This window comes from Nostoc sp. DSM 114167, from assembly GCF_052692655.1.
On sequence record NZ_CP195116.1, the window covers coordinates 617808 to 642373 of the forward strand.

Here is a 24566-nt window from a genome sequence, read left to right on the forward strand (position 1 = left end):
TTAAGAGTTAAAAGTTATGAGTTGTGAGTCTGGACTAATGAATGAAGATTTAGCAGAATTCATAACTCCCAACTCTTGTACAGACGCGATTAATCGCGTCTCTACTCTTAACTTTTGTACAGACGCGATTAATCGCGTCTCTTAATTCTCTCCAGTTGCGGAAGTAAAGCTGTAAAAGCCTTGCCTCGATGGCTAATTGACCTCTTCAACTCCCGTGTCATTTCAGCAAAAGTTAGTTGCAACTCTTGCACATAAAAAATTGGATCGTAGCCGAAACCACTATCACCACGAGGTGCGTGGAGAATTTCGCCGCGACAAACACCTTCAGATTCTAATACGATCCCACCATCGGGACGAGCGATCGCTACTGCACAAACAAATTGAGCTTGTCGATTTACCTCATTGCCTAATTCTTTCAATAACCTAGCAATCCGTTCTGAGTCCGTTTTGGCGTAACGTGCAGAATACACCCCTGGTGCGCCATTTAAGGCATCTACTTGTAAGCCTGAATCATCAGCAATTGCCCAGTTTCCTGTAGCTTTAGCAATTTGTGACGCTTTTAGACAAGCGTTAGCGGCAAAAGTTTCGCCCGTCTCTTCAATTTCCAACTCTTCAGGTTTAAGGGTTAATTCCCAACCGGAATTTTCTAGGTAAGCTTGCATTTCCCGCAACTTACCAGGATTTCCTGTGGCTACTACAAGTAATGTCATAAAAAGTTATCAGTTAGGAGTTAGGAGTGATAAGTTATGAGTTATTAATTCTTAACTCCTAACTCTCAACTCCTCACTAATTTTACTCTGCCCACTGTTTCGCCCAAGCAAGAGTTTGATGCACTTGCTCAATTGTTGAGGCTTCGCAGTATAAGCGTAAAACTGGCTCAGTCCCGCTAAAACGAATCATTAACCAGCTTTTATCAGCTAAACGATACTTGTAGCCGTCAATTGTTTGGCAATCAATCACTGCTTTCCCTGCAATTTCCGTTAACGGTTGGGTTTGCAGTTGTTGCAAAAGACGCGATCGCACTTCCATACTTGCTAAGGGTAAATCAATGCGATCGTATGCTGAGGTAAACCCTGTTTGTTTCTGCAAGTAGCGATAATACTCACCTAAATCCAAACCAGATTCTACGATCGCCTCTAGGACGTATAAAGCTGACAGCAGCGCATCGCGTTCGGGAATATGGCTGCCATAGCCAATTCCTCCTGATTCTTCGCCACCCAGTAACACTTTTGCTACTAACATTCTGTCAGCGATATATTTATAACCAACTGCTGTCTCAAAGACTGACAGATTATGTAGTGCTGCTACAAGCGGCATCAAGTCTGAACCACTAACAGTTTTAACTATTTCACCCTTAAAGTCGCGCCGCAGGGTTAAATGGTCGATTAATATCGGGATTAATACTTGGGAACTTAGGAAGTTAGCTTCTCCATCTACTGCTGCAATGCGATCGCAGTCTCCATCAAATACCAACCCCACTGTTAAACCCGATTTATCGGTTTCTCGGTGAGTCTTGATGACTTCAAATAACTTTGAAAGGTATTTAGGCAAGGGTTCCGGCGCACCGCCACCAAATAGGGGATCGCGATCGCTATTGATTTCTTTGACTTGATTGCCTAGTAGTCTCGCCAATCCGCCAGCCGCAGCACCATGCATGACATCGGCAAATAATGTCAGTTTGCCAGATGCGATCGCTTCTCGAATTTTGGCGATATCAACTTTACCTTCTAGTGCTTGGGTATAACTAGGCCAAGCATCGAATTTCTCTTGCTTCCCTGGAGTTGCTGCTAGTGGTACTCCAACCGATAACTGTGCTTCTATCTCTTTTGTGACTTCTGGCGGTACCGATCCACCAAAATAGCCCTTGACTTTTAAACCCAAATATGAACCAGGGTTATGGCTGGCTGTAATTACCAGCGCCCCTAAAGCATTGAGTTCTTTTGCTGCCCAACTATAAGCTGGGGTTGGGGCATAAGTTTCGCTCAACAGCACATCAAAGCCGACAGCAGTGACAGTATCGGCGACAGCACGAGCAAAGTCTTCAGCCATGAATCGGCGATCGTAACCGACAATTATTGTCCGGCTACCCACTGTAGAAAAATATGTATCATATAATACTTTTGCGGCAACTGGCGCGACCAGGGCTAGACGTTCAAAGGTGAACTCGTCACCAATAACGCCCCGCCAGCCGTCTGTACCAAACTTGATTGAGTTAGCTACAACTGGCATCTAGGTATCCTAACTGTCTACTTGAGGATTTTAGCATTTATACAGTGTATAAAGTAAAAAAAGAATATAGTATTAACATGTACTAGTGATAAGCTATGGCACATACGCAGCACATCTTTTCGTATTGGTTGTTGACTGTTGACGGTTGACATTTAATATCAACAGTCAACAGCATAAGTAACTGTGCTATTTCAAAGCGAAATGGTAAATCTTAAGTAGTGGTGTGGCAAGACTAAAATGGTGTAACGAGAGAGGCGAGAGTATGAAGTTGTACATCGCGTTCAAATACTATTTCTAACATCACACGTAGGCTCTAGCTTCCCGTTCTAGATATTCAATTTCTCTTTTCCACCCCTCAAGCCTGTTTTCTCGCTGTTGCAATTTATTTGCTGTCGGATTTGTGTATGGTTCAGTACCTGGGTTTGGATTAACTCCTTTATTTGCAAGCCATTGGCGGCAAAAAAACTGCCAAATAAATACATGATCGTGTTTATCGCCACCCAAGCAGCGAATCCGTTTCACTGAAAGTGTGGATTCGCCAAAAAGGATTTGCTCATTTCTAGAATTTTTCGGAAACAAGCGCGTCTCACTACCCCTTCCACGAAAGAATTCGACTACAAACCACTCACCGAAATCAAATATACAAATCTCTGTGGAATCGCTACCATCATCCTCTAATAGATCGACATCATCTTGTACTTGATACCCGATAGCAATTTGTGATGTCTTGGGTAATAAGATGCGAAGGCGTTCAAAGCGGTTACTGTAATTAGCCCAAAAGTCCCTGCGACTACATAGCCGATTTGACTCAAAGTTTTGTAAATCGAGCCTGTTCAATATGAGATTTACTAACTTTTGGAAATCACCATAATTGATACCTCCAATCCAGTCTCGAAGTTTTTGCCTTGCTGGATCTGAAAGTTTATACCAATTTTCACCATTTCTATAATTTTTTCGCAACCAATCAACCAGTAACGAATGATTGGTTGCTATATTATTGGAAACATTAGTTAGCAAATAATTAACAGCCTTGATTTGCTGAATATCTGACATTTCATCTAAACAAACTAACAGCCAATTAACCTGCTGATAATTTGGAGAACTAATGGTAGTAAAATATGGCGTTATCTCTTCTATAAAATCAGTGAATAATGGAATCCAAACAGGTAAATACTCTCGGATGTTGTTTAGCAATCCAGTTCTATTAACACGCTTTTCACAAGAAATTTTCGCCAGTTCTCTACCTGCTTGTGTAGTGCGAAGCGCCCTAATAATTTTAACTGGTAAGAACTGACTAGTTAAGTCAGAATTAGCAAAGACATCAAAAGATTCAACTAGAGACTGTGCTAAGATATGTTCTTGCCGATCGCCATAATAAAGAGCTAAACGCCACAATAGCTGATGTTGCAACCATGAATTAGAAATTGCTACTTTCCAAATTGCTGCTGATGTTTTGTAAAATTGGTCAATATTTTGCCGATCCCATTGTGGTTTAGCATGGATACAGTAAATCCAGTCCAAGTTACTTACTAGATCGGCTTTACCCTGTTCAATAGCTTGCAATACTTTATCAACACTTGGTATTGATATTGTTGCATCTGGTAAGTTTTTTGCAAGCTGAATCAGTTGATTAGGGCTACACTGGGGAGTTTCAGGTAGGGAAGGAATAGAAAACTCAAAATTCAAGATTTATTGACCTTTAAAGAGAGGTTTTAGTGATATCTTTTTTTTAACTCATCACTGCGAAACTGAAAGCGGAAAACTACTTTGCGATCGCCTGGATTATCACGTTTTTTGTCAGCTTCTATTTCTCCCCGACCAGCTGCTAATATTTTTTGACTTAAAGGTGTTTGGGTAGGGAAATTCATGTCATAAAAAATGTATCGATAAACTGATGCTGACCGTAACAAGCTTAGTTCTAGGTTAGTTTTGTCGTCCCCTTCCGAGCTTGTATGGCCTTCTATAACTACGCGGCTAATTTCCTTCTCAAATTCTGGTTTGGAAAAAATTACACCACTGTAAACAGGAATAAACCTGCGTAGGAAGGCTTTACCTTCTGGTTTCAGTTCTCTACTTCCTTGAGCAAATAAAATTGATTCTTGGATACTAACATCTCCAGTTTCAGGGTTGACTTTGACATTGATATTATTGCTTTTCATTTGTCCCACAACATTACCAATTACTACTCGTTTTGGTACATCTTTTTGTGCAAGCTGGAGCAGTGTAGTGATAAATAGCAAAGCAAAAAACATTAATAAACTAGACATCATATCGGCAATAGACAGATAGATACTAGATTCATCATCCTCTATAATCTCTGCATCAATTTCACCTCTAACAAAATCATCCATGATTGCTTCCACCATTATTAAATTTGCGGTTATCATGTGCAGCAGCCAGCACTTCTGCTGTCTGTAGTAAACGTCCGCAAACTCTAGACATAGAAGTATCTGCTTGTTGAAAAAAGTTTACCTGTGAATCAACAGCCCTTTGCATGGAAACTTCAAGATGACCCTGCCAAGATTGAAGGCTATAGTCAAATTTTTGAGTCAAATCCCTGTATAAATTGTCTACTTTTTGTACTTCCTGTCCAATACCACGAGCAAGATTTTGTAGCTGCATTAGTCGTTGTGTATCGTTTAATCCAGCCGCACTAACTAATCTGTTAATTTGTTCGACAGAAACCTGAATTTTAGTCATACTTTCGTCTACTTCTTGAGTCAATTGACTACGCCTTTGAGATTCCTCTCGGAAGACTCTTTCGAGAGTTTTTACAACTTCAGATAATCCATCCCGTTGTTTACCTAACGTGCCCTCAAGTAAGTTGTTTTGTTGTTGAAAGAATGTCTGCAAATTTGTTTGATATTCTTCCCTAAATCTTGTCAAATCATCTTCTACTGTATGGCGAGTTGCTGTGAGTGTTCCATCAATATTTACTAAAGTAGCCAGAAGATTATCCTTCGCACCATTCATCAAATCAGAAGCTTGATTCCCCACTATTGTTAGAGTATTAGTTTGCTCATGAAAGGTTCTATTTGCTTGGGTGAGAATATGGATAATTCCAGTCCGAGTAGCTTGAAGTATCTCCTGTTCTACCGCTGCGCGTTCTTGTAGGGCTGTTTGCAGTTCCTCTCGAATTCCTCGGAAGGTAGCAGCAGCTTGCACTGCACTTGCTTCAAAAGCACTTCGTTGAGCTGTCATTCCTTCGATACTCTGAACTACCGCTCGATTAACTTCATGGGCTGTTTGTTGTATAACTCCTGTAGTTTCAGTTTGGAATTGACTCAAAGTTTGTCCCATATTGTTAGCAAATCCTTGAAGCATTTGCTGTTCTACTATTGCGCGTTCTTGTAAGGCTTTTTGCAGTTCTTCTCGAATACCTCGGAACGTAGCAGCAGCTTGTACTGCACTTGCTTCAAAAGCACTTCGCTGGGTTGTCATTCCCTGAATACTCTGGTCTATAGCTTGATTAATTTCCTGCGCTGTTTGTTCTAAAACACCTTTTGTATCTGTTTGAAATTGATTGAGAATTTGTCCCAAATTGTTAGCAAATCTCTGGAGTTCTATTAAAGTCTCTTCTTGAAAGTTTTGAATTGTGTGGATGGAACTTGCCAAACTTTGAGAGATACCACCGAGTTCTTTATGCAGTATTAGCACTGCTGTGGAAGCTTGCTCGGTTAATTTTGCACTTTTATCTAGTCGATCTGCAATAGGTTCGAGTACCTGAACTCGCATATCCTTGATGAGTTCTTCTAAAACTCTCTGTCCCTGATTTTCTTGAAGTTGTCGAAGTTGTTGCTGCTCTTTGAAAATTGCTCGCAACGCTGGTAAGATCCCGGTTTGCACTTGGTCTCCTACAGATTGACCAATAGCTTGGGCTGATAATTCATTTAACCCAGCGAACTGTTCTGCAATACTTTTACCTACAGCTTGGCCAATGCCTTCCGCATTTAGCTGCTTGAACCCCGTCAAGTTTTTTGCTACAAGACCAAGTGCTTCAGCTATTTCATGATTGCTATTATCTGCCGTTTTTAAAGTTGCGATCGCCTTCAATTTCCGACGCAAACTATCGCGCCGTTTCTGCCGTAGCGAATCACATCCAAACAAAACTAGAGTAAACAAGCTACCAGAACCAAGCCCAATCATGGAAGTGGAGAAAGCTGTTTTCATTCCAACCAGTAGCTCTTTACTGGCAGTCATCAGTTCTTGGGTATTTTCTGTAGATAAATTGATTCCTTGAAGTCCCTGCTGGATACCATAAAAGGTTCCTAAAAGACCAATGGCAGTACATAAGGTTGTCACGAAACGTAGCGAACTACGAGGTATTGGGTGGGTTAAGACAGATGGATACTTTACAAGTACAAAATTACCATCTTTTTGCGCTTGTTGACTAATTCTTATTCTGCTTATATCATCGGTTCCTAAATGCTCTGCTAACCATTTGCGGACTTTGTTTGAAAGCTTTACATTTTTATCCTTTTTCAAATTATTCAAAAATTTAATTGTGGCTTCAGTTGTGCCACATTCTAATAGCCAATACAACCATAATGTGTAAAGCTCGACAAGAATTGCGAATACTAACACAAAAGCAATTGCCCAATGAAAAGGCTCATTATGCCAAATAATGCCCCAAACTTTTGCTATTTCCACGCTGCACCCCTGTTGTTTATCTGAGTTATGTCTTTTTGAATTCCTCTAATTCTTGAACTGTAAGAACTTCTAGAGCTATCCGCATTGGAAGATGTTCTGCATAAAGGCGATTTCCTATAGGTTTTCGGAGACGTAAGCTGTAAAGCGGCTCACCCTCTGCTTCTTTGTCCTCAATTAAATAAACTTGTTTTGGTGCATAGCTTCGCAACAAACGTACTTGCAAACAAGTTTTTAAATCCCGCGAAGAAATAGATAAGTGCGAATCTTGTCCAAACAATTCACAAGCTACTTTCCAAGCGTGATTAACGACCACAATCTCTTGAACTAACTTTTCAACAGAGGGATACAACAGTTCCGTAGTTTCATCAGTCAATGCTTTTATCCTACTTACCTGCGCTTTAGTGAGTTTATTGTTCCCAAGTATGAAAACTTATTTAACTTTTTTACTAAAGCTATGGTAATAAAATAAATTTATGATGAAAAACCGTTTTCTGAGCATTGACAAATTAAGACTTACGCACGAAGCCTGAAATTTAAATTTCCCCAAGCAATCTTTAAAAACGGGATTCGGGTATCTGAGTGCGTAACTCTTGGGAGATTAGGCACTGGAGTTTCATTACCAACGCCAACATACACAAATCTCAATATTATTAATATTTATATATAAATATTAATAATCCTTAATAGTTAATACTATTAAGGATTGTTAACATGAGCAAAAACTGCTCACAAACTTGATTTTTCCTTAAAAATCATCGAGAAACTGACTAAGGCGACTGATTACGGGGTCAACCTCTTGAGGAGGGGTAGCAACAGTATAAGAAGTATTATTTACTACTTCTAATTGACTTGGAGACGGAATGAACGATCGATCGTTGACGATGAGCGCCAGTTGTGCAACTTGTTGAGAAAGTTGCAGTAGATGATGTTCCATCGCCTCCAAACGATTAGATCCCTTGGCAAAAAAACGTTCCTCAAGTCCAGCCACTTGACGTTGCAGTTCACCGATTTGTTGATCTATCGGTGTAGTTACTGCCGTTTGTGGAGCAGGTTGTACAGTTTCCGGTACACATAAAGATTGCCACAAGGCTTCTTTACAGAGATCGCTGAAAGTCTTGTCTGGTTGTTTTTCCAAATAACTTTCTACTTGCGCTAACAAGCTTTCATCAGCAAGCTCTGGGTTGAACGTGACGGATTTAACTACCTTTTTTGACCATTGGAACATCAGCTTTATGCCCTAGCAGCGCGATTGGAGGATAATTGTGCCTCTCCATAAATATACTGCCCCAAAGCATTCGCCTGACGGGAAGGTGCTGCTAAATGAGCATTAATCTTTGCTTCTTTGAGCAGACGTTGAACGTCGTCCCAGAAAAACTCACCACCCCCACCAGTAAGAATCACATCGGTGACGCGTTCTGGCAACCAGGCTAGCACACGGCTACAGATTTCGCGCGAAAACATCTCTGTGAGGTTGGGAAGAAAATCATCTAGGTTGGTGGGCTTGCTAGCGCCTTTAGGACGGTAAAAGCGTTCACCTCTGGGTTTGTTGACAGCGGAAATCAGTGCTAGAGATTGACTATCTGCTCCCTCGATTTCGGCAGACACCAATTCATAAAACTTATTCATTCCGAAGTCTTCGCTCTTAGAAGCACCTCTGGCAAAACGGAAGTTATCTACCATCAAAAGATCGACCGTTTGATGACCAATATCGACGATCGCCACCGATATTTTTGTAAAATCGGGACTACCAGGGTTTTTCTTGGGTTGAGCTTCAGACCATAACAGGCTACCGTAGCCTTCTGGCATGACCCATACCTTACTGACGTTCAGCGACACAGATTCGCCTCGGAAGTTCAACACGTGAGGCCCACCGACTTGGCTAATCAACTGTGCTTTTTCTTTTTCAAATTGCTCTAAGGAAAGAAAAGGCAGACCTAGTACAACAGAGATATCGTCTCTGAGTTTGAAGTAGCCAGCACTTGCTAAAACTTTTACCAGTGCAGCTTCTACCTTAGATTGTCCAACTCCTAGATTTGCCCCAAAATCGGCTGCTAGTTGACCAACAGCATATCCATTTCCTTGATACTCCAGCCACAAATCCATTAAGGGGTCAGTAGCCCTGGCTTCAAAAACACCACCGCGTACTTGTTCGATTGACATCTGCTTGACGTTGGCAGGTACGAACACCACACTGCCAGGTTCGCGACTCACACAAGTTTTTGTGGAAGTTCTACCTAAATCAACACTGAGAATGGTTTTCCCAGAACCACCGACTGGTTTGCTAGTGGAAGGAGGATTATTATTAACAGCGTTGAGAGGAGTCGATGCTAACGGCTGCCTATTCATAGGTATAGCAGCAGCATTGATCGGGGTAGCGGCGGAAGGTTGGTCTGTCATGAAAGCTCCTAGTTCAAACTTAACTGTAAAAAGTTGTCATGCTCATCTTACAAAAATGCGAGCAACCAGAAATTCTAGGTTGCGTCAAGTGTAGCTAGAAATACGCCAAAAATTAATTCCGGCGATACCTCTGGTAAGCTCTGCCAACGCACATCTAGTATTATTTGGCATAGTGTAGGCGAATTTTGGCCAGATGTAACCCCTGCTTTCACTGCTTTCAAACCAAAAGCGTCCGTGTTTCATCTTCTAGTGCGTCTAGTGCGTCTTAACTGGCGCTTGAATATCCAGAAAACAAATGCTAGAACCAAACCGCCAAGTACGATTTTAGATACAGGAGCAAGGTACTTGTCCACAAGTTCATACTGACTACCCAATATGTATCCTGAGTATGTTAACAAACCCACCCAAGCAGCGCTACCCAAGGTTGTATAAACCAAAAATGGTAGCAAAGGCATATTGCTAATACCTGCGGGAACAGAAATCAAGGTGCGGATTCCTGGCACAAGACGACCAATTAATACTGCTGTTCTACCTTGTCGGTCAAACCACTCTTTGGCCTTGGTAATATCTTTACTGGATATAGCTAGCCATTTCCCATACTTGTCAGCCCAAGCTTTCAAACGGATTTCACCCAAAAACTTACCTGGATAGTACCAAATAAGTGCGCCTAATACAGAACCCAAAAGTCCTGCGAAAAATACACCAATAATATTCAGCTTTGCCTCTCCTGGTTGATATGGACTTGCTGTAAATCCAGCCAGTGGCATAATCAATTCTGAAGGAATGGGGGGAAAAAGGTTCTCTAAAAACATTAGTAAGGCGATTCCCCAATAGCCAAAATAGTTGATAGTATTAGTTATCCATTCAAGCATTGAGTCAATTCCTAAAATTGCTGGACTAGTCTTGTTGCTAAATTCAGCTTTAGCTTTTTTAAAGGGTAATTATTCCCGCTTACTAGAGTCAATCCGATTTTGGATTTTGGATTTTAGATTTTAGATTGATTCCGCCCACAAGGGACAAGAAATTTTGGACTTCGCTTACCTCGGCTTTGCTACCTCGACTTCGCTCGGCACAAGTCGGCACAAGTCGCTCAGTCAAGCGATTTTGGATTAAAAAATCCTCAATCTTCAATCTAAAATTGAAGCGGGGCGGGGCTTGAACCAAAAACAATCCAAAATCCAAAATTTAAAATCTAAAATTCGCAGGGTCAAGGGAATTTGGCTGCACTAAAAATTGGCATCATAACTGAAAAACAGAGTCAGACAAGTGGAAGCTAGGTGTCTGTTTCATTAATGTTGAGAGTTATAAAAGTTCGTAAGTAGCTCTAGCCTTTGAAATTGAACGATTTATCGCTCACTACAAAGCTCACAAAATTAATCAAACGAACCACTAGATTTTGTTTTCTAATTTTTTAGATCCCCCTTAGCCTGCTTTTTTAAAGGGACTAGGAAGGATCTAAAGATTTGATGGCAAATTTAAAAACATATTCTAGGTTTTCTGCTGAAGTTGGGGCTGTGGGGTAGCACAAAGAGAGAAGGGAGAAAATTTCACCTTGTCCCCCTCATCCCCCTCATCCCCTGTTCTTCTAGACTGTGGGGGTCAAAGATTGTACCCTTGGTTCCGATTGCCAGTCTAAGGGATTCCAAACTCGATCTTCCAGCGCCATCTGCTCAATTAAACTTGCAAGTCTCAAGGCTTTGAGAGCTTGTTCGCCACCTACTGAAGGTTGATTGCCACCGTGTACGCAGTTGACAAAATGTTCTAATTCTGCACTTAGGGGTTGAATATTGCTGGTGTAGACTTTTTCAATTACACCATCTTGCCTGTAAAGTACTTGTCGGTGGTCGGTGAGAGAATTGGTAGCCGTTTGTCGGTGAATCAAAATTTCATTCTTGAGAAAATCTGCCTCAGTAAATGAGTTTTTGCAATGGGCGACAATTCGGCGAATTTTGCGGTGAGTAACTTTACTAGCAGTCAGAGTAGCAACAATACCATTGGCAAACCCCAAGGTGGCGGTTACGTAATCTAAATAACCAGAGTCTAGGGAGCGAGTACCACTAGCAGTCAATTTTGTGACTGGAGAAGCAGCTAATTCCAAAAGTAGGTCGATGTCATGGATCATTAAATCCAGCACAACTGAAACATCGTTTGCTCGATCTGAGTAAGGACTCATTCTGTGGGCTTCTAGCGCCAGTAATTCCTCTGTTTTTAGAACTTGGCTCAGTTCTTTAAAAGCTGGGTTAAAACGCTCAATATGACCTACTTGCAGGATACACCCAGACTCAGCTGCGGCATTTACTAAAGACTCTGCCTCAGAAATGCTGGCTGCAATCGGTTTTTCAATCAAAACATGAATTCCCGCTAACAGACAGTTAATGCCCACGGCATAGTGCAGACGGGTGGGAACAGCTACACAAACTGCTTCCACAAGGGGTAGCAGATCGCAGTAATCTTCAAAAAAACGCACCTTGTACTTGCTGGCAGTTTCTAATCCTCGCTCGACGTTAATATCTGCCACTCCGACTAGTTCAACATCTTTCATTGAACTCAGCACGCGAGCGTGGTGTTGTCCCATGTTACCCACTCCAATCACGCCTATGCGGATTGGTCGTGGCTGGTTGCGCTGTGTATATGGATTCGGTTCTGCCACTGACATGCTATTTTGCACTATTATTCTCTCCTCAACCACCAAATTTAGAGACGCTACGGCCGTTGGCGTTTATACTCGAAAGCCGGTTACGATCCGTCTAAAACCATCCAGATGGTAACATAGAGCCTATGTTTATGAAGAATTTCAAAGTTTGCGATCGGTTCCCGTAATCTAAATATCTTTTGTATAGATATTTCGAGTTTGCTTTGGATTTTGCACTTTCTCCAAAAATATATGTATTTTTATTAACTTTAAACGTTTCAGTAAGACTTAAGTATAAATTCTCCTTAGCATCGCTTTCTGGCGTCTTGTTAAGGTTTGATGGAGTGATTTGAAATCCAAAATTTACAACCGAGATGAAAGCTGTAATTTTGTTATCTGGGGGATTGGACTCTTCCACAATTCTGTACAAAGCTCAAGCTGATGGCTGTGAATGTCATGCTATTTCCTTTGATTACCAGCAGCGACATCGACGAGAGTTACAGTCAGCGTTCAGTGTGGCTCAAAAAGCTGCGATCGCAAAACATCAGGTAGTTAACTTTGACTTACGACAATGGGGCGGTTCGGCCCTTACCGATAATGCCATTGATTTACCCCAGGAGCGATCGCTGCATGAAATGTCTCAAAATATTCCTGTCACTTATGTTCCAGCTCGTAATACCATCTTTTTAAGCTTTGCTCTTAGTTACGCCGAAGCGATCGCCGCAGAGCGCGTCTATATCGGCGTTAATGCCCTAGATTACTCAGGATATCCTGATTGTCGCCCCGACTATATCCAAGCAATGCAAGAAGTTTTTCGCCTGGGAACCAAACAAGGGCGTGAGGGACAACCAATTAAGATTGTTGCACCCCTAATCAACCTGAAAAAAACCGAAATCATCCAACTGGGGAATCAATTGGGAGTTCCTTGGGAACTAACTTGGTCTTGCTATACAGGTGGAAATGTCGCCTGTGGTGTGTGTGATTCTTGTCGCTTACGGCTAGCAGCTTTTGCCGAATTGGGACTTGTCGATCCAGTAACGTATGCACAGTAGAGGCATTTGTCATTTATCATTTGTCATTTATCATTTGTCATTTGTCATTAGTTATTATCCCCTGCTCCCCTGCCCCTCTGCTCCCCTGCTCCCCTCTTCTTCTAACCGTCGTAGTTGAATTTGATGCAGGCGTGGGCCAACAATTGATATCACAGTGAATTCGAGATTTTGATAAGAAAAGATTTCGCCTTTGGCCGGAATTTTCTGTAACTCATACAGCAAAAAGCCCCCTAGTGTTTGGTATTCTCTGGTCAGGGGCAAATTGAGATGTAAAACTTCATTGAGGTCTTCAAGGTTGATTTGTGCTTGCACTAAAAATTTATGCTCATCTAACATCTGAATCAGCAAGTCGTCATTGCTCTCAGGTTCGCTGGGATCGCCAATAATTTCGGCAATCACATCTTTGATTGTCACTAGTCCCACAGTAGAGCCAAATTCATTCACTACCATCACCATAGCGGGTTTCTCTTGCTGCATCATGGGCAAAAGTTCACTCAAGGGCGTGTGTTCTGGAACAAACCGAGCGGGACGCATCCAAGGTTGGATCTGTGTCTCTAAACTGAGGTTTCCGACTGCCAAAGGTTGTGCCAAATCTTTAAAATAAACAATACCGCGAACATCGTCTAAAGATTCACCAATCACCGGATAGCGAGAGTAACCAGTAGAAGCCATTTCCCTGAGTAATGTCTGGAAGCTAGCATCTTTTGGCAGCGTGATAATACTGGTGCGCGGGATCATCACATCTTGTGCCATGACATCCCCAAACTCGAAGACATTATTGAGCAATTCTCGCTCTGCACGCTGTAAACCAGTAGACCCCCATTCTGTAGAGATGATCAGTTGCAATTCTTCGGGAGTTACAGGCGGTCGCCAGCCTTGACCTGTGTATTGGATGCCAAAAATCCGTAATAAAAAACGAGTTGATTGGTTAAGAATCCAGATGAAGGGGCCAAAAAAACGCACGATCGCTTTTACCAATGGCCCCAAAAATCTCGCTAGCTGTTCTGAGTACAGCATGGCTAAAGATTTGGGACATAATTCTCCGATCACAATTTGCAAATAGGCAATTAAGAAAAAGGCGATCGGAATTGATAGGGAATGGGCGAGGAAGTTAGTCATCCCACTGGGTAAAGGCCAGGATCTTAACCAGGCATTCACCAGCACAACAATCGTACTTTCGCCAATCCATCCCAGTGCCAAACTAGAGAGGGTAATGCCTAACTGGGTGGTAGATAGCAGTCGGTCAATACTGCGTTGTAACATTTCTACAGCGATCGCGGGAATATCCCCAGCTTTAACTAGCTGGTGAATACGCGATCGCCGCACGCTCACCATCGAAAACTCCGCCGTTACAAAAAAGGCATTTATGGCAATCAGTAGTAACACTGACAACAACCGCAGCGCCACTTCTATCAAACTTAAATTAGGAAAACCACTCACCACCAAAGCTCGTGTAAAACTCACGCCCTCCATTTAGGGATTTTGGATTTTGGATTTTGGATTTTGGATTAAGTTTTGGGTATTAGGGATTAGCTAAATTACTTAGTACCAAATCTCCAATCTAAAATCTAAAATCTAAAATCTAAAATTGCCTCTTCTACCTTTCTACAGGAATATTCGATGCCTCTAGCTTCAATTGTTGAGCGGGATAATCAGTCAGAGCAAGTGATATTTTCTTGACATCATCAAGTAAAGCTGTAGGAATGCTCACTGTACCTGAAAATGCTGGCCCATTTACAGGCAATTCTGTTGGTAAACCCTCTGTACTTGCACTCAAAGTTCGTCCTTTGTCATCGGTAACATCTAAAAAACTATACAAGAAGCGCACAGAATCCTTACCTTTGTTCTGCATTTTCACTTTCAGTAGTAAATCACCACCAGAGTAGCGAGCAGATTGTACAGTCATTGTTACACCCTGACTTTGGGCAGTAACCGGAAAACCTGGTAGGGGCTTTTCTTCAACTACTTCTGGGGGTTTTTCCTCTGGCTTCTGCTTGCTGCTATTGGTTTCTTCATCATCTTCTTCGGGCTTTTCCGATTTAGCAGCTTTGGTCTTACCCTCAATTCGCGCTTTGACTATTTTCAGAATTTCTTCCTCTTTTAATAGCACTAGCCCTCCCTGTTGAGAGCTATTTGCCTTATTGCTGGCAAATTTGGTTGTAGGACGCCCATCTGGTGTAGTCACGCCTTTAAGTGCTGAACTCCCCAGTTCAAAGCCCAAAAACGCGCTCACAGAACCTGCTCCCATCATCAGAATTAACAAAATCAAAGTAAGAAGTACAGTAGAATTTATTTTCATCGCTGACAAGCTATCACAATAAGAATGCTGGTCTATTTAAGAATAGTGAAGCTTTTGACCTCAATCCTTAAAGGAACTTAATCAATATTAGTTTGCACTATATCTATGATCAAATTATGTAGTATAAAAATCTAATAAACTATTGTCCAGTATTCACACGTGGTAAATTTGTGCTATATTCATAGAATTGGCTAAACTCAGTGCGTGAGGTATTTTGCTCGCTCTAAAATTAGCAAATAAGGTTGACCTAAGAGTTGAAGTAATTTTCTCGTAGCAACCCACAACCCAAAAACAAGCGCCTTTGGCCGATTGGGGAGGCAACGAACTCATAATTCGTCTTCAGGCTGGTTCGATTCCAGCAGGGCGCACTGAATCATCAAAAACTACTAGTAATAGAAGGGCATTAGGAGTGCTGAGTTAGGAGTTAGGAGTTAGGAGTTTTATTTATCTCCTTGTCTCCCTTGTCTCCTTGTCTCCCTCATCTCCCTGCCCCCCTGCACCCTGCTCCCCTGCCCCCTACTCCCCAATCCCCAATTTTACCGAGATGGTAATGTTTCAAACCTGAATTCAGTTCCTACTTTGAGTTTGTTGCTATAGCGAGGAGACACGAGCAGTGATGTGTCATAAGGATTTGGTAAATCAGGAGTACGAATATAAGGATCGTTGCCTACTTGCTGAGTCAGGGCATCATGATATAAAGTATTAACCAAATTAGCATCGCGGGCAATTTCATTTTCTGGGAAGGAACCACCGAAACTAGAACCAGATCCGAAAAATGAGTCTAGCTGACGCTTGAGGCTGCTACTATTTTCGTAGAAATTGCGATCGTGACGAAAATAAGCTCTTTCAAATACATCATTCATTGTTTCAGAATTGGGTGTTGCCGTTTGGGCAGATGCAATAGAGGGAAAAGCAATACCAGCAGCAAGCAGCATCAATAAACCACTAAAGGTTTTAAATTTTATACGCACGTTTTTGACTCCTCAACTTTTGCTTTAAGCGAATCTTAATTTATGCTGAAGTTCAGAACTCTGATGAGTTCAACCTTTGGTGTAGCACAACTTTTAATGTTTTGTAATGACGTATCCTACTGAAACTCTTACCCACTCAGATATTTGGGCAACCACTTCTGATTTGACCACTTTACGCCACAAGCTACTAGATTTATTTTGCCAACTTGCTTATCAAGAGGGTGATTTTCTCCTATCTTCTGGGCTACGTAGTTCTTATTACGTCAATAAGACACAGGTAACACTCCATCCTCAAGGCGCTTTAGCAGTCGGACGGTTACTATTTCCTTTATTACCTGTAGATACACAGGCTGTAGGTGGTTTAACAATGGGAGCCGATCCAATTGTGACAGCAGTGAGTATAGTTTCTGTTTATGAAAACCGCCCAATACCAGCGCTGATTATTCGCAAGGAAGCCAAGGGTTATGGAACAAGAGCTTATATAGAAGGCCCCAGTTTACCAGAAGGGGCAAAAGTAGTAGTTTTGGAAGATGTAGTCACAACTGGGCAATCTGCTCTCAAAGCGGTTGAGCGTCTTAAGGATGCAGGTTATACCGTAAATCAAGTAATTTCACTGGTAGATCGACAACAAGGGGGAGGTGAGTTGTACCAGTCAGCGGGGTTGAAGTTTGAAACTTTGTTTTCGATTCAGGAAGTTCAAGAACGCTACCGACAACTTGCAAATTCATGAACAAAAGGAGATAAATATGCAAGCAACAGTATCCACAGAACTTACACAAGAAAAAGTCGATAAAGCTGTGAGCGCAATTCTTGAAGTACTAGGAAAGCCAGAAAATGATTTACACCACAAAGCGTTAACAGCTTTTCAGAGTGGCGATCATCAAACTGTAAAGAGACTGGCATCTACCAACTTGAATGATTATTATTGCAAAGCTTTGGGATATCTGGGAGGAGCGCTGAAGCTGACTCCAAACACCGATACTATTTTGGCGGAATCGGCTCGTAGTGCAGCTGAATTTGTCAAAGAAAAAGCATTGCAGCACCTTGGAATTAAGATCGCTGATGCTTTGAATTAAGCAATAGACCTCTTGCAAAAGTGCTTTTTGCAAGAGGGGGGAAAGGGAAAAGGTTAAAGGGGAAGGGGACAATAGAGAACCTTTTCCCCTTCCCCTTTTCCCGACTTATGCAAGAAGTCTAATGCAATGAGCGATCGCGATCGCTCTAAATAAATTAAAAAAACCCTCTTGAAAAGTTTTTCAGGAGGGATTACTTCATTGGTAAGGTGAGGGTGAAGGCTGTTTGACCAGAAGATGTTAAGTCAAGGGTAAGGTCGCCACGATGTGCCCTGGCAATTTCTCGGGCTAGGCTCAGTCCTAGTCCGATTCCTTCTACCTTGCGGTTACGTGAGGGATCGCCGCGATAAAATCGATCAAAAATGCGATCGCGATCGCTTAGGGGAATATCTTTTGATGCATTGACAATGGTGACGTGAAGAGTTGTTGGAGTTTGATGAGCGCGAATCTGTATCCAGCCGTTGGCGAGATTATATTTAATTGCATTGCTAAATAGGTTTTGCAAAATTTGAATTAAAAGATCGCGATCGCCTTTTACCCGCAACCCATTAATAAAGTCAGTTTGCACTGTCAACTGGGGAGCTAGCATTTCCACATCTTCTAGCATCTCCATCAGCAACTCAGACATATCCACTTCAACTAGATACAAGCTCATTTTTCCGGCATCTGCCAGAGATAGCAACAAGAGTTTTCGCATAATTCCACTCAGGCGGCGCACCTCATCTAACAAATTACTTAAGCGCTGTTGTACTTCACTACCAGGATCGACCTGTTGGAGTGTTCGTTCTAGTTCGCCTTGCAAAATAGTTAGTGGGGTTTTTAGTTCGTGAGCCGCGTCACCACTAAAGCGGGAAGCTTGGGTAAAACTACGTTCTAAGCGTGACAACATCAGGTTGAACACTTGAATCAGCTCGACAAATTCAACATCAGTTGTCCCAATGGGAATTCGTTGATCTAGTCCTTTGACAGTTACCTGTTGAATTACGCTCGTTAATTGCTGGATGGGACGTAAAGCACCACCAGAAACTAACCATGCTCCCACCGCAACTAACAGCAGCGCTCCCGGAATTGAAACCAGGAAGATATTGCGAATGGTAGCCATATCTCGATCTACGGCTTGCAAGCTAACGGCAATGGCAATCTGAGCATTGGGTAATTTAGTTGCTCCAATCCGCCAGACTGTTGTTGTTGTCCGCTCTGTGACAAATTGAGGCGGGCGTGGACGAATCAGTGGTGGCCGCTCGAAGGATGGATTTGTATTAGAGGGTAAAGGTGGTGGTTCTCTGTTCGGGGGCGGTGGTAGAGGTGTCAACTCAAGACGCTTCAGCAACAGACGATTTACCTCAAGGTCGGCAGATAGGGAGTTGGATTGATAAAGTATATTATTGTTTGCGTCCAGCACCACCAGGGCGACAGGGGTTTTTGTATTGGTTCCGAAAGCATAAGATAAGGAATCTTCGTAAAACTGCCATCGGGAGGGACGATCGCGTGAGTTTTCTCTTTTAGGAAAGGCTGCGCCAGCGGGAGGTTCCTCTGGTGGAGGGAAGTTCGGAGTTGCCCGCATCAAGTGATTTAATAGTTCTGCATCCAGGCGGCTAATCTTAGCATTGTAAATCTGAAACCAGGAAACCGCGCCAAATCCGACTAATGTGCTGCCAGCTAGAGCCGCAGACAACAGAGCAATGCGGAGTCGAAACGAAGGAAGTTTCACGATCGAGAATCCGGCTTGCGAAATCGATATCCAACCCCTCGAATGCTTTCAATCCAGACTGCTTCATCAAGGGGATCAATTTTTTTACGAATTCGCTGGATACAAACATCCACAACATTGGTGTTGGGGTTAAAGTCGTAGCCCCAAACGTGTTCCAAAATTTGGGTACGAGTGAAAACCCGTCCGGGAGAGCGCATGAGATATTCCAGAAGATTAAATTCGCGGCTGGTGAGTTCTATGGCCTGTTGATTACAAGTGATTTCTCTAGTAATGCGATCGAGTTTGATCGGCCCAACGCAAAGTAGATTTTGGCGTAGGCGTAGCCCGTCGGAGACATCGCTTACACTCCGGCGCACAACTGCATGAATTCTAGCCGCTAACTCTTCCACAAAAAACGGTTTAGCGATATAGTCATCTGCTCCTAAATTTAGCCCTTGCAAGCGATCGTCTAGTTCATTCCGAGCCGTCAACAAAATCACCGGAGCATTCCGACCTTGCCGCCGTAATTGTTTTAGAATCGATAGTCCATCTTTTCCCGGCATCATAATATCGAGTATAATCACATCGTATTCGTTGTCTAATGCCCGCAGATATCCGTCATCACCGTTATCGCAGTAGTCTACAACAAATCCCTGCTCCTTTAATCCAGCCCGGACAAAGTTAGCAATTTTCGCTTCATCTTCAACAAACAGAACGTTCACAGCATTTATTAATTCATATATTCTTCTATTCTAAATTCATTATTTTTTATTCAAATTACAAAACTGTAATTTAGAAAATAGGAAAGCTGTAATTTTGAGGTGGCTCAATTAGAAATATGAACACCGCAGCTTTTGAAAGTTGATTTTTATGAATATTCGTCGAGTCTTAGCCGTAGCAGCGATTCCTTTTTTGATTGGTACATTCGGTCTTGTTGCACCCAATCAGGCAAATGCCGCTAATCCACCTCATCGGAACGCTGAGATTTCAGAACAGCCCAACAAACGGCAAATATCTGATAAAAAACCACAAATCAGACATTCTAAACCCCGTCCACATCAGAAAAAGCTTACTCCCCAACGTCCCCAAGCTCATAATCAAGAAGCAGTTCAAAACCGGGTAGAACGCAATAACCGTTAATTGATTCACCTTTGCATTTCGCTTTGCCCTCAGCGGCGATCTCGTCAGAGTATTGTTGTTTCTAAATTACAGTTTTGTAATTTAGAAACAGGGCAAACTGTTATTTTGAGAAGACTTAATTAGAAATATAAACCTTTGGAGATTTAATGATGAATATTCGTAGAGTACTAGTAGTAACAGCGATTCCTGTTCTGGTTGGCACATTTGGTTTTCTTTCACTCAATCAAGCAAATGCTGCTAATCAATTCGATCGAATTGCACAGGCGCAACAACCGCCCAACCAACCATCAAACGAACAGCCGCGTCCACCTCGACCAGATTTTGCAGCCGCAGCGACAAAATTAGGAGTTACAGAAGCCCAGTTAAAGGCAGCATTGGGAGTTCCAGCCAATCCGCCAAATCCAGGCGATCGCAATCAACGCCCACCCAGACCTGATTTTGCAGCCGCAGCGACCAAATTAGGAGTTACAGAAGCCCAGTTAAAGGCAGCGTTAGGAGTTCCAGCCAATCCACCAAATCCAGGCGATCGCAATCAACGCCCACCCAGACCTGATTTTGCAGCCGCAGCAACCAAATTAGGAGTTACAGAAGCCCAGTTAAAGGCAGCATTGGGAGTTCCAGCCAATCCACCAAATCCAGGCGATCGCAATCAACGCCCACCCAGACCTGATTTTCAAGCCGCAGCAACCAAATTAGGAGTTACAGAAGCCCAGTTAAAGGCGGCATTGGGAGTTCCACCTCATCCTCCTGGCGATGGCGGAGCCTCTCCCCAAGAAAATCGTCCTAATCAACCATAGACCACGCAGTAGGGGCGCAAGACCTTGCACCCCTACGACAGGTAAGGTTTTTTCCCCTTTACCCTTTTCCCTTTCCCCCAAAACCGGACAAGTATTGGGTGTGGTTCAAATACATGAAAGATGCTGTATATATAGTGTGAGATTATTTGATTTTTTCTTTCACCAGAACTACTACAATTACTATTGATGCTAGATAATGGGAAGGCTTTGACATTTTCTTGCCAATCTAGCCCGGAAACAATAACTAAGACTTATGCGAACTCACTATTGCGGCGAACTCCGAAAAGAACATATTGGAGAAACTGTTACCTTTTACGGATGGGTAGACCGTCGCCGCGATCATGGTGGTGTGATATTTTTAGATTTACGCGATCGCTCTGGAACTGTCCAAATCGTCAGCGATCCGCAACGCACCCCAGATTCTTATGAATATGCGAACGCCCTGCGAAATGAATATGTTGTCGAAATCACTGGTAGGGTAACACAACGTCCCGAAGAATCGTTGAATACCCGCATCCCCACAGGCGAGGTAGAAATCTACGCCGATAAAATTGAACTACTCAATGCTGTTCGCAAACAGTTACCTTTCCAAGTTTCTGTAGCTGACACTGAAACAGTACGAGAAGACTTACGGCTGAAATACCGTTATTTAGATTTGCGACGCGAACGTATGGCGCAAAATTTGCAACTGCGTCATCAAATTGTCAAAGCCATGCGTCGTTATTTAGAAGATTTGGAAGGTTTTATCGAAGTCGAAACCCCAATCCTTACCCGTTCTACCCCAGAAGGAGCGCGAGATTACATTCTACCCAGTCGCGTCAATCCTGGTGAATGGTATGCTTTGCCGCAATCACCCCAGCTATTTAAACAATTGCTGATGGTATCCGGTTTAGATAGATATTATCAGATTGCGCGTTGCTTTCGTGACGAAGACTTACGCGCCGATAGACAACCAGAATTCACCCAGTTGGATATGGAAATGAGCTTCATGTCCCAAGAAGAAATTATCGAACTGAATGAAAATTTAGTTTGCCATATCTACAAAACAGTTAAAGGCATTGAGTTACAGCGTCCTTTCCCGCGTCTCACTTATGCTGAGGGGATGGAACGCTATGGTAGTGATAAACCAGATACACGCTATGGTTTGGAATTAGTTGATGTCTCAGATATTGTGAAAGACTCTAGTTTCAAAGTCTTTCGGGACACTGTTACTAATGGTGGTATCGTCAAAATCCTGCCCATTCCCAACGGTAACGATGTAATTTCTAATGTCCGCATTAAACCAGGTGGCGATTTATTTAAAGAAGCCAGCGAAGCCGGCGCTAAAGGTTTAGCTTATATCCGCGTCAGGGATGATGGCGAAATTGACACCATTGGGGCGATTAAAGACAACTTAAGCGAAGAACAAAAACAAGAAATTTTGCGCCGTACAGGTGCTAAGGCTGGACATTTGCTATTGTTTGGGGCAGGGGAAGCTGCTACAGTTAATAAAACTTTAGATAGATTACGACAAGCGATCGCTAGAGAATTTAACTTAATCGATCCCGAAAAAATCAACTTGTTGTGGATCACAGATTTCCCGATGTTCGAGTGGAATGCTGACGAAAAACGTTTAGAAGCACTACACCACCCGTTCACAGCACCACATCCTGATGATTTGAGCGACTTAAAGACTGCACGCGCCCAAGCTTACGACATGATACTCAACGGCGTAGAAATTGGTGGTGGAAGTCTACGGATTTATCAGCGAGAAATTCAACAGCAAGTGTTTGAAGCGATTGGTTTATCTCCTGAAGAAGCACAAAGTAAATTTGGCTTTCTCTTAGAAGCATTTGAATATGGTACACCGCCGCATGGTGGCATCGCCTACGGTTTAGATCGTTTGGTAATGTTGCTAGCTGGAGAAGAATCCATTCGGGATGTCATTGCTTTTCCAAAGACACAACAAGCACGTTGTTTGTTAACAGATGCGCCTTCGAGTGTAGATGCTAAACAGTTGAAAGAATTACACGTTGCTTCGACTTATAAACCAAAGTCTTAACTCGACTTTATCCAATTAGGCGGCATAAACAGCAATATCGTTTGTTTCGTTGCCGATACCAAACAAGCCAACCCAAGGTGCGCTCTATCAACCGTTGTTTTGGAAACAAAACAAACCCTTTGCGCTCTTTGGGTTGGAGTACTAAACCTCATCTATGTTGAAACCTAGAGTTTTAAAAAAATATATTTTTGTAGGTTGGGTGGAGTGAAACGCAACCCAACATTACCACCAAATTTTATGTTGGGTTACGCTATCGCTGCACCCAACCTACAAAACTACTTTGGGTAGGAGTACTACTTGTATAATTCAACTGTAATTTTGATTATTTTAACGTGAGTTCGACAGACCTCTCCCGGACAGCCTCCCTCGCCTTTTAGGAAAGGGAGGAGTAACAAGATTAGAAGCTTTTTGCTCCCCTCTCCTGGTAGGCTACGGTGTACACACATCTCTAAAAATCCTACCCACCCAATATTTCTGTTCAAGTGAAAGTACCACACTGAGCAAATATCCCGCCCAGAACTAAAGTTCCGGGCTGATAGCGAAAGTCCTCTTTTAGAGGACTAAACAAGAAATTTAGTTTAGTCCTCTTTTAGAGGACTTTGCTTATGAGACTCGGAATTTATTCCGAGGCGGGATAGATACACTGCACCAACACTTGTGTGTACACCGTAGCTCCTGGTAGGAAAGGGACTGGGGGAGAGGTCAAAATAGCACTCGTCGAACTCACGTTATTTTAATATTCAAAACTCAGTGACAAAGTTAACAGAGCAACAATTAAGAAAACAGAATATTTAGCAATTGGTAAAGACTTTTGAAAAGCTTCACTATCAGGAAAAGCAAGTAGATCGCAAGCTACTAATCTTCCTGAAGTTAAAATTAATTCCCCAACATAATGGGTTGTAAATGTAATATCTCCAATTAAACTAGATAGTTTTTCACCTCTTAAAGCTTTATAAAAATTAATAGTATCCATTTTTGTATAACGATTGAAATAGATATTGTAGCATAAGAATAGTTACACTCCTTGCAATGCTTAGGTGCTTGATAAAACCCGTTATCTTTGATGAACTTCAGAGTGCTAATATTTTTTGCATTTAATCTGATTTATTCATTAGCTCTGAATGCAATTTGCTAGAATTAGTATAGTTTTTGTTTCTAAGATTTGGAAGAAATCTAGCATTTTATTATGATTATGCGCCTTCCCACAATTGCTGCAACCTTTCTGGTTGCTAGTCTTGGTATCGGTACACTTTTGAGTATTGCTACCCCAGCTTCAGCTCAAGAGATAATAACTTGTGCAAGCCAAAATAATCGAAGAAATACTTGTTCGGTAGATACAAGAGGCAGAGTCAGGCTTGTTAGGCAATTGTCTAACACCAGTTGTAGAGGAAATTGGGGCTATCGGAGAAATCGTATTTGGGTGAAAAATGGTTGCCGAGCTGAGTTTTCAGTAGGCGATCGCAGAAACGACAGATATGACAGATACGATCGAAACGATCGATATGACAGATACGATCGAAACGACAGATATGACAGATACGATCGAAACGATCGATATGACAGATATGACAGATAGGAGACTGGGTATTGCATCA

24 protein-coding genes and 1 tRNA gene are annotated in these 24566 nt (G+C 42.3%); 9 read left to right on the forward strand and 16 right to left on the reverse strand.

The features are described 5' to 3' along the window. Nucleotides 1-16 precede the first annotated feature (16 nt). Nucleotides 17-145: a hypothetical protein gene (locus tag NSTC731_RS02645; RefSeq protein WP_445629503.1), complete on the forward strand. Its 129-nt coding sequence runs from the start codon at nucleotides 17-19 to the stop codon at nucleotides 143-145. Here the strand turns inward: NSTC731_RS02645 and rdgB are convergent. The 10 genes from rdgB to NSTC731_RS02695 form a co-directional block, all read right to left on the reverse strand. Further along, nucleotides 129-710, reverse strand: a complete 582-nt coding sequence (rdgB, locus tag NSTC731_RS02650; RefSeq protein ID WP_445629504.1) for an RdgB/HAM1 family non-canonical purine NTP pyrophosphatase — start codon at nucleotides 708-710, stop codon at nucleotides 129-131. The two genes, NSTC731_RS02645 and rdgB, sit on opposite strands and share 17 nt — an antisense overlap. A gap of 82 nt (nucleotides 711-792) precedes the next feature. Continuing rightward, complete coding sequence (locus NSTC731_RS02655; RefSeq protein WP_445629505.1) at nucleotides 793-2229, reverse strand: phosphoglucomutase/phosphomannomutase family protein; 1437 nt, start codon at nucleotides 2227-2229, stop codon at nucleotides 793-795. Between the two features lie 300 nt (nucleotides 2230-2529). Next, nucleotides 2530-3915 carry an EH signature domain-containing protein gene (locus NSTC731_RS02660; RefSeq protein WP_445629506.1) on the reverse strand — a complete coding sequence of 462 codons (1386 nt, stop codon included), beginning with the start codon at nucleotides 3913-3915 and terminating at the stop codon, nucleotides 2530-2532. A 26-nt stretch (nucleotides 3916-3941) separates the two neighbouring features. After that, the gene (locus NSTC731_RS02665) at nucleotides 3942-4595 is read right to left on the reverse strand and encodes an OmpA/MotB family protein (protein WP_445629507.1); all 654 of its coding nucleotides are present in this window, start codon (nucleotides 4593-4595) and stop codon (nucleotides 3942-3944) included. Next, a complete protein-coding gene (locus NSTC731_RS02670) occupies nucleotides 4573-6879 on the reverse strand; it encodes a hypothetical protein (protein ID WP_445629508.1) in 2307 nt (768 codons plus the stop codon). Before NSTC731_RS02670 ends, NSTC731_RS02665 begins: the two co-directional genes overlap by 23 nt. 25 nt (nucleotides 6880-6904) lie before the next feature. Beyond that, nucleotides 6905-7252, reverse strand: a complete 348-nt coding sequence (locus NSTC731_RS02675) for a hypothetical protein (protein WP_445629509.1) — start codon at nucleotides 7250-7252, stop codon at nucleotides 6905-6907. 372 nt (nucleotides 7253-7624) lie between these two features. Next, the gene (locus NSTC731_RS02680; RefSeq protein ID WP_445629510.1) at nucleotides 7625-8104 is read right to left on the reverse strand and encodes a plasmid segregation centromere-binding protein ParR; all 480 of its coding nucleotides are present in this window, start codon (nucleotides 8102-8104) and stop codon (nucleotides 7625-7627) included. A 5-nt stretch (nucleotides 8105-8109) separates the two neighbouring features. Continuing rightward, the gene (locus NSTC731_RS02685) at nucleotides 8110-9276 is read right to left on the reverse strand and encodes a ParM/StbA family protein (RefSeq protein ID WP_445629511.1); all 1167 of its coding nucleotides are present in this window, start codon (nucleotides 9274-9276) and stop codon (nucleotides 8110-8112) included. 239 nt (nucleotides 9277-9515) lie between these two features. Continuing rightward, the gene (locus tag NSTC731_RS02690; RefSeq protein WP_322673702.1) at nucleotides 9516-10148 is read right to left on the reverse strand and encodes a DedA family protein; all 633 of its coding nucleotides are present in this window, start codon (nucleotides 10146-10148) and stop codon (nucleotides 9516-9518) included. A 713-nt stretch (nucleotides 10149-10861) separates the two neighbouring features. Further along, nucleotides 10862-11944 (reverse strand): Gfo/Idh/MocA family oxidoreductase, encoded by a 1083-nt coding sequence (locus NSTC731_RS02695; RefSeq protein WP_445629512.1) that lies wholly within the window; start codon nucleotides 11942-11944, stop codon nucleotides 10862-10864. Nucleotides 11945-12282: 338 nt separating this feature from the next. Here NSTC731_RS02695 and queC point away from each other — a divergent pair, with 338 nt between their 5' ends. Then, nucleotides 12283-12960 (forward strand): 7-cyano-7-deazaguanine synthase QueC, encoded by a 678-nt coding sequence (gene queC / locus NSTC731_RS02700; RefSeq protein ID WP_445629513.1) that lies wholly within the window; start codon nucleotides 12283-12285, stop codon nucleotides 12958-12960. A 54-nt stretch (nucleotides 12961-13014) separates the two neighbouring features. Here queC and NSTC731_RS02705 read toward each other — a convergent pair whose 3' ends face one another. Further along, on the reverse strand, nucleotides 13015-14433 hold the full coding sequence (locus tag NSTC731_RS02705) for a hemolysin family protein (RefSeq protein ID WP_445629514.1): 1419 nt from the start codon (nucleotides 14431-14433) through the stop codon (nucleotides 13015-13017). Nucleotides 14434-14557: 124 nt separating this feature from the next. Continuing rightward, nucleotides 14558-15259 carry a hypothetical protein gene (locus NSTC731_RS02710; RefSeq protein ID WP_322692395.1) on the reverse strand — a complete coding sequence of 234 codons (702 nt, stop codon included), beginning with the start codon at nucleotides 15257-15259 and terminating at the stop codon, nucleotides 14558-14560. A 295-nt stretch (nucleotides 15260-15554) separates the two neighbouring features. On the opposite strand from NSTC731_RS02710, the gene NSTC731_RS02715 reads away from it, so the two are divergent. Further along, nucleotides 15555-15627, forward strand: a tRNA-Ile gene (locus NSTC731_RS02715). A gap of 168 nt (nucleotides 15628-15795) precedes the next feature. Here the strand turns inward: NSTC731_RS02715 and NSTC731_RS02720 are convergent. Beyond that, nucleotides 15796-16230 carry a hypothetical protein gene (locus tag NSTC731_RS02720; protein ID WP_445629515.1) on the reverse strand — a complete coding sequence of 145 codons (435 nt, stop codon included), beginning with the start codon at nucleotides 16228-16230 and terminating at the stop codon, nucleotides 15796-15798. 106 nt (nucleotides 16231-16336) lie between these two features. On the opposite strand from NSTC731_RS02720, the gene pyrE reads away from it, so the two are divergent. Next, nucleotides 16337-16960: an orotate phosphoribosyltransferase gene (pyrE, locus tag NSTC731_RS02725; RefSeq protein ID WP_094347288.1), complete on the forward strand. Its 624-nt coding sequence runs from the start codon at nucleotides 16337-16339 to the stop codon at nucleotides 16958-16960. A gap of 16 nt (nucleotides 16961-16976) precedes the next feature. Further along, nucleotides 16977-17306: a hypothetical protein gene (locus NSTC731_RS02730; protein WP_445629516.1), complete on the forward strand. Its 330-nt coding sequence runs from the start codon at nucleotides 16977-16979 to the stop codon at nucleotides 17304-17306. Between the two features lie 190 nt (nucleotides 17307-17496). On the opposite strand, the gene NSTC731_RS02735 is transcribed toward NSTC731_RS02730, so the two are convergent. Together NSTC731_RS02735 and NSTC731_RS02740 are read right to left on the reverse strand one after the other, a co-directional pair. Further along, nucleotides 17497-19014 (reverse strand): ATP-binding protein, encoded by a 1518-nt coding sequence (locus NSTC731_RS02735; protein ID WP_445629517.1) that lies wholly within the window; start codon nucleotides 19012-19014, stop codon nucleotides 17497-17499. Beyond that, a complete protein-coding gene (locus NSTC731_RS02740; protein ID WP_445629518.1) occupies nucleotides 19011-19715 on the reverse strand; it encodes a response regulator transcription factor in 705 nt (234 codons plus the stop codon). Before NSTC731_RS02740 ends, NSTC731_RS02735 begins: the two co-directional genes overlap by 4 nt. 148 nt (nucleotides 19716-19863) lie before the next feature. Here NSTC731_RS02740 and NSTC731_RS02745 point away from each other — a divergent pair, with 148 nt between their 5' ends. From NSTC731_RS02745 to aspS, 3 genes are all read left to right on the forward strand, one after another. Then, entirely contained in the window at nucleotides 19864-20133 is a 270-nt protein-coding gene (locus NSTC731_RS02745) for a hypothetical protein (protein WP_445629519.1), read from the forward strand. A 146-nt stretch (nucleotides 20134-20279) separates the two neighbouring features. Next, complete coding sequence (locus NSTC731_RS02750) at nucleotides 20280-20930, forward strand: hypothetical protein (protein ID WP_445629520.1); 651 nt, start codon at nucleotides 20280-20282, stop codon at nucleotides 20928-20930. A 253-nt stretch (nucleotides 20931-21183) separates the two neighbouring features. After that, a complete protein-coding gene (gene aspS / locus NSTC731_RS02755) occupies nucleotides 21184-22971 on the forward strand; it encodes an aspartate--tRNA ligase (protein WP_445629521.1) in 1788 nt (595 codons plus the stop codon). Between the two features lie 733 nt (nucleotides 22972-23704). On the opposite strand, the gene NSTC731_RS02760 is transcribed toward aspS, so the two are convergent. After that, nucleotides 23705-23944, reverse strand: a complete 240-nt coding sequence (locus tag NSTC731_RS02760) for a hypothetical protein (protein ID WP_445629522.1) — start codon at nucleotides 23942-23944, stop codon at nucleotides 23705-23707. Between the two features lie 213 nt (nucleotides 23945-24157). On the opposite strand from NSTC731_RS02760, the gene NSTC731_RS02765 reads away from it, so the two are divergent. Continuing rightward, on the forward strand, nucleotides 24158-24547 hold the full coding sequence (locus tag NSTC731_RS02765; RefSeq protein ID WP_445629523.1) for a DUF3011 domain-containing protein: 390 nt from the start codon (nucleotides 24158-24160) through the stop codon (nucleotides 24545-24547). Nucleotides 24548-24566 lie beyond the last annotated feature (19 nt).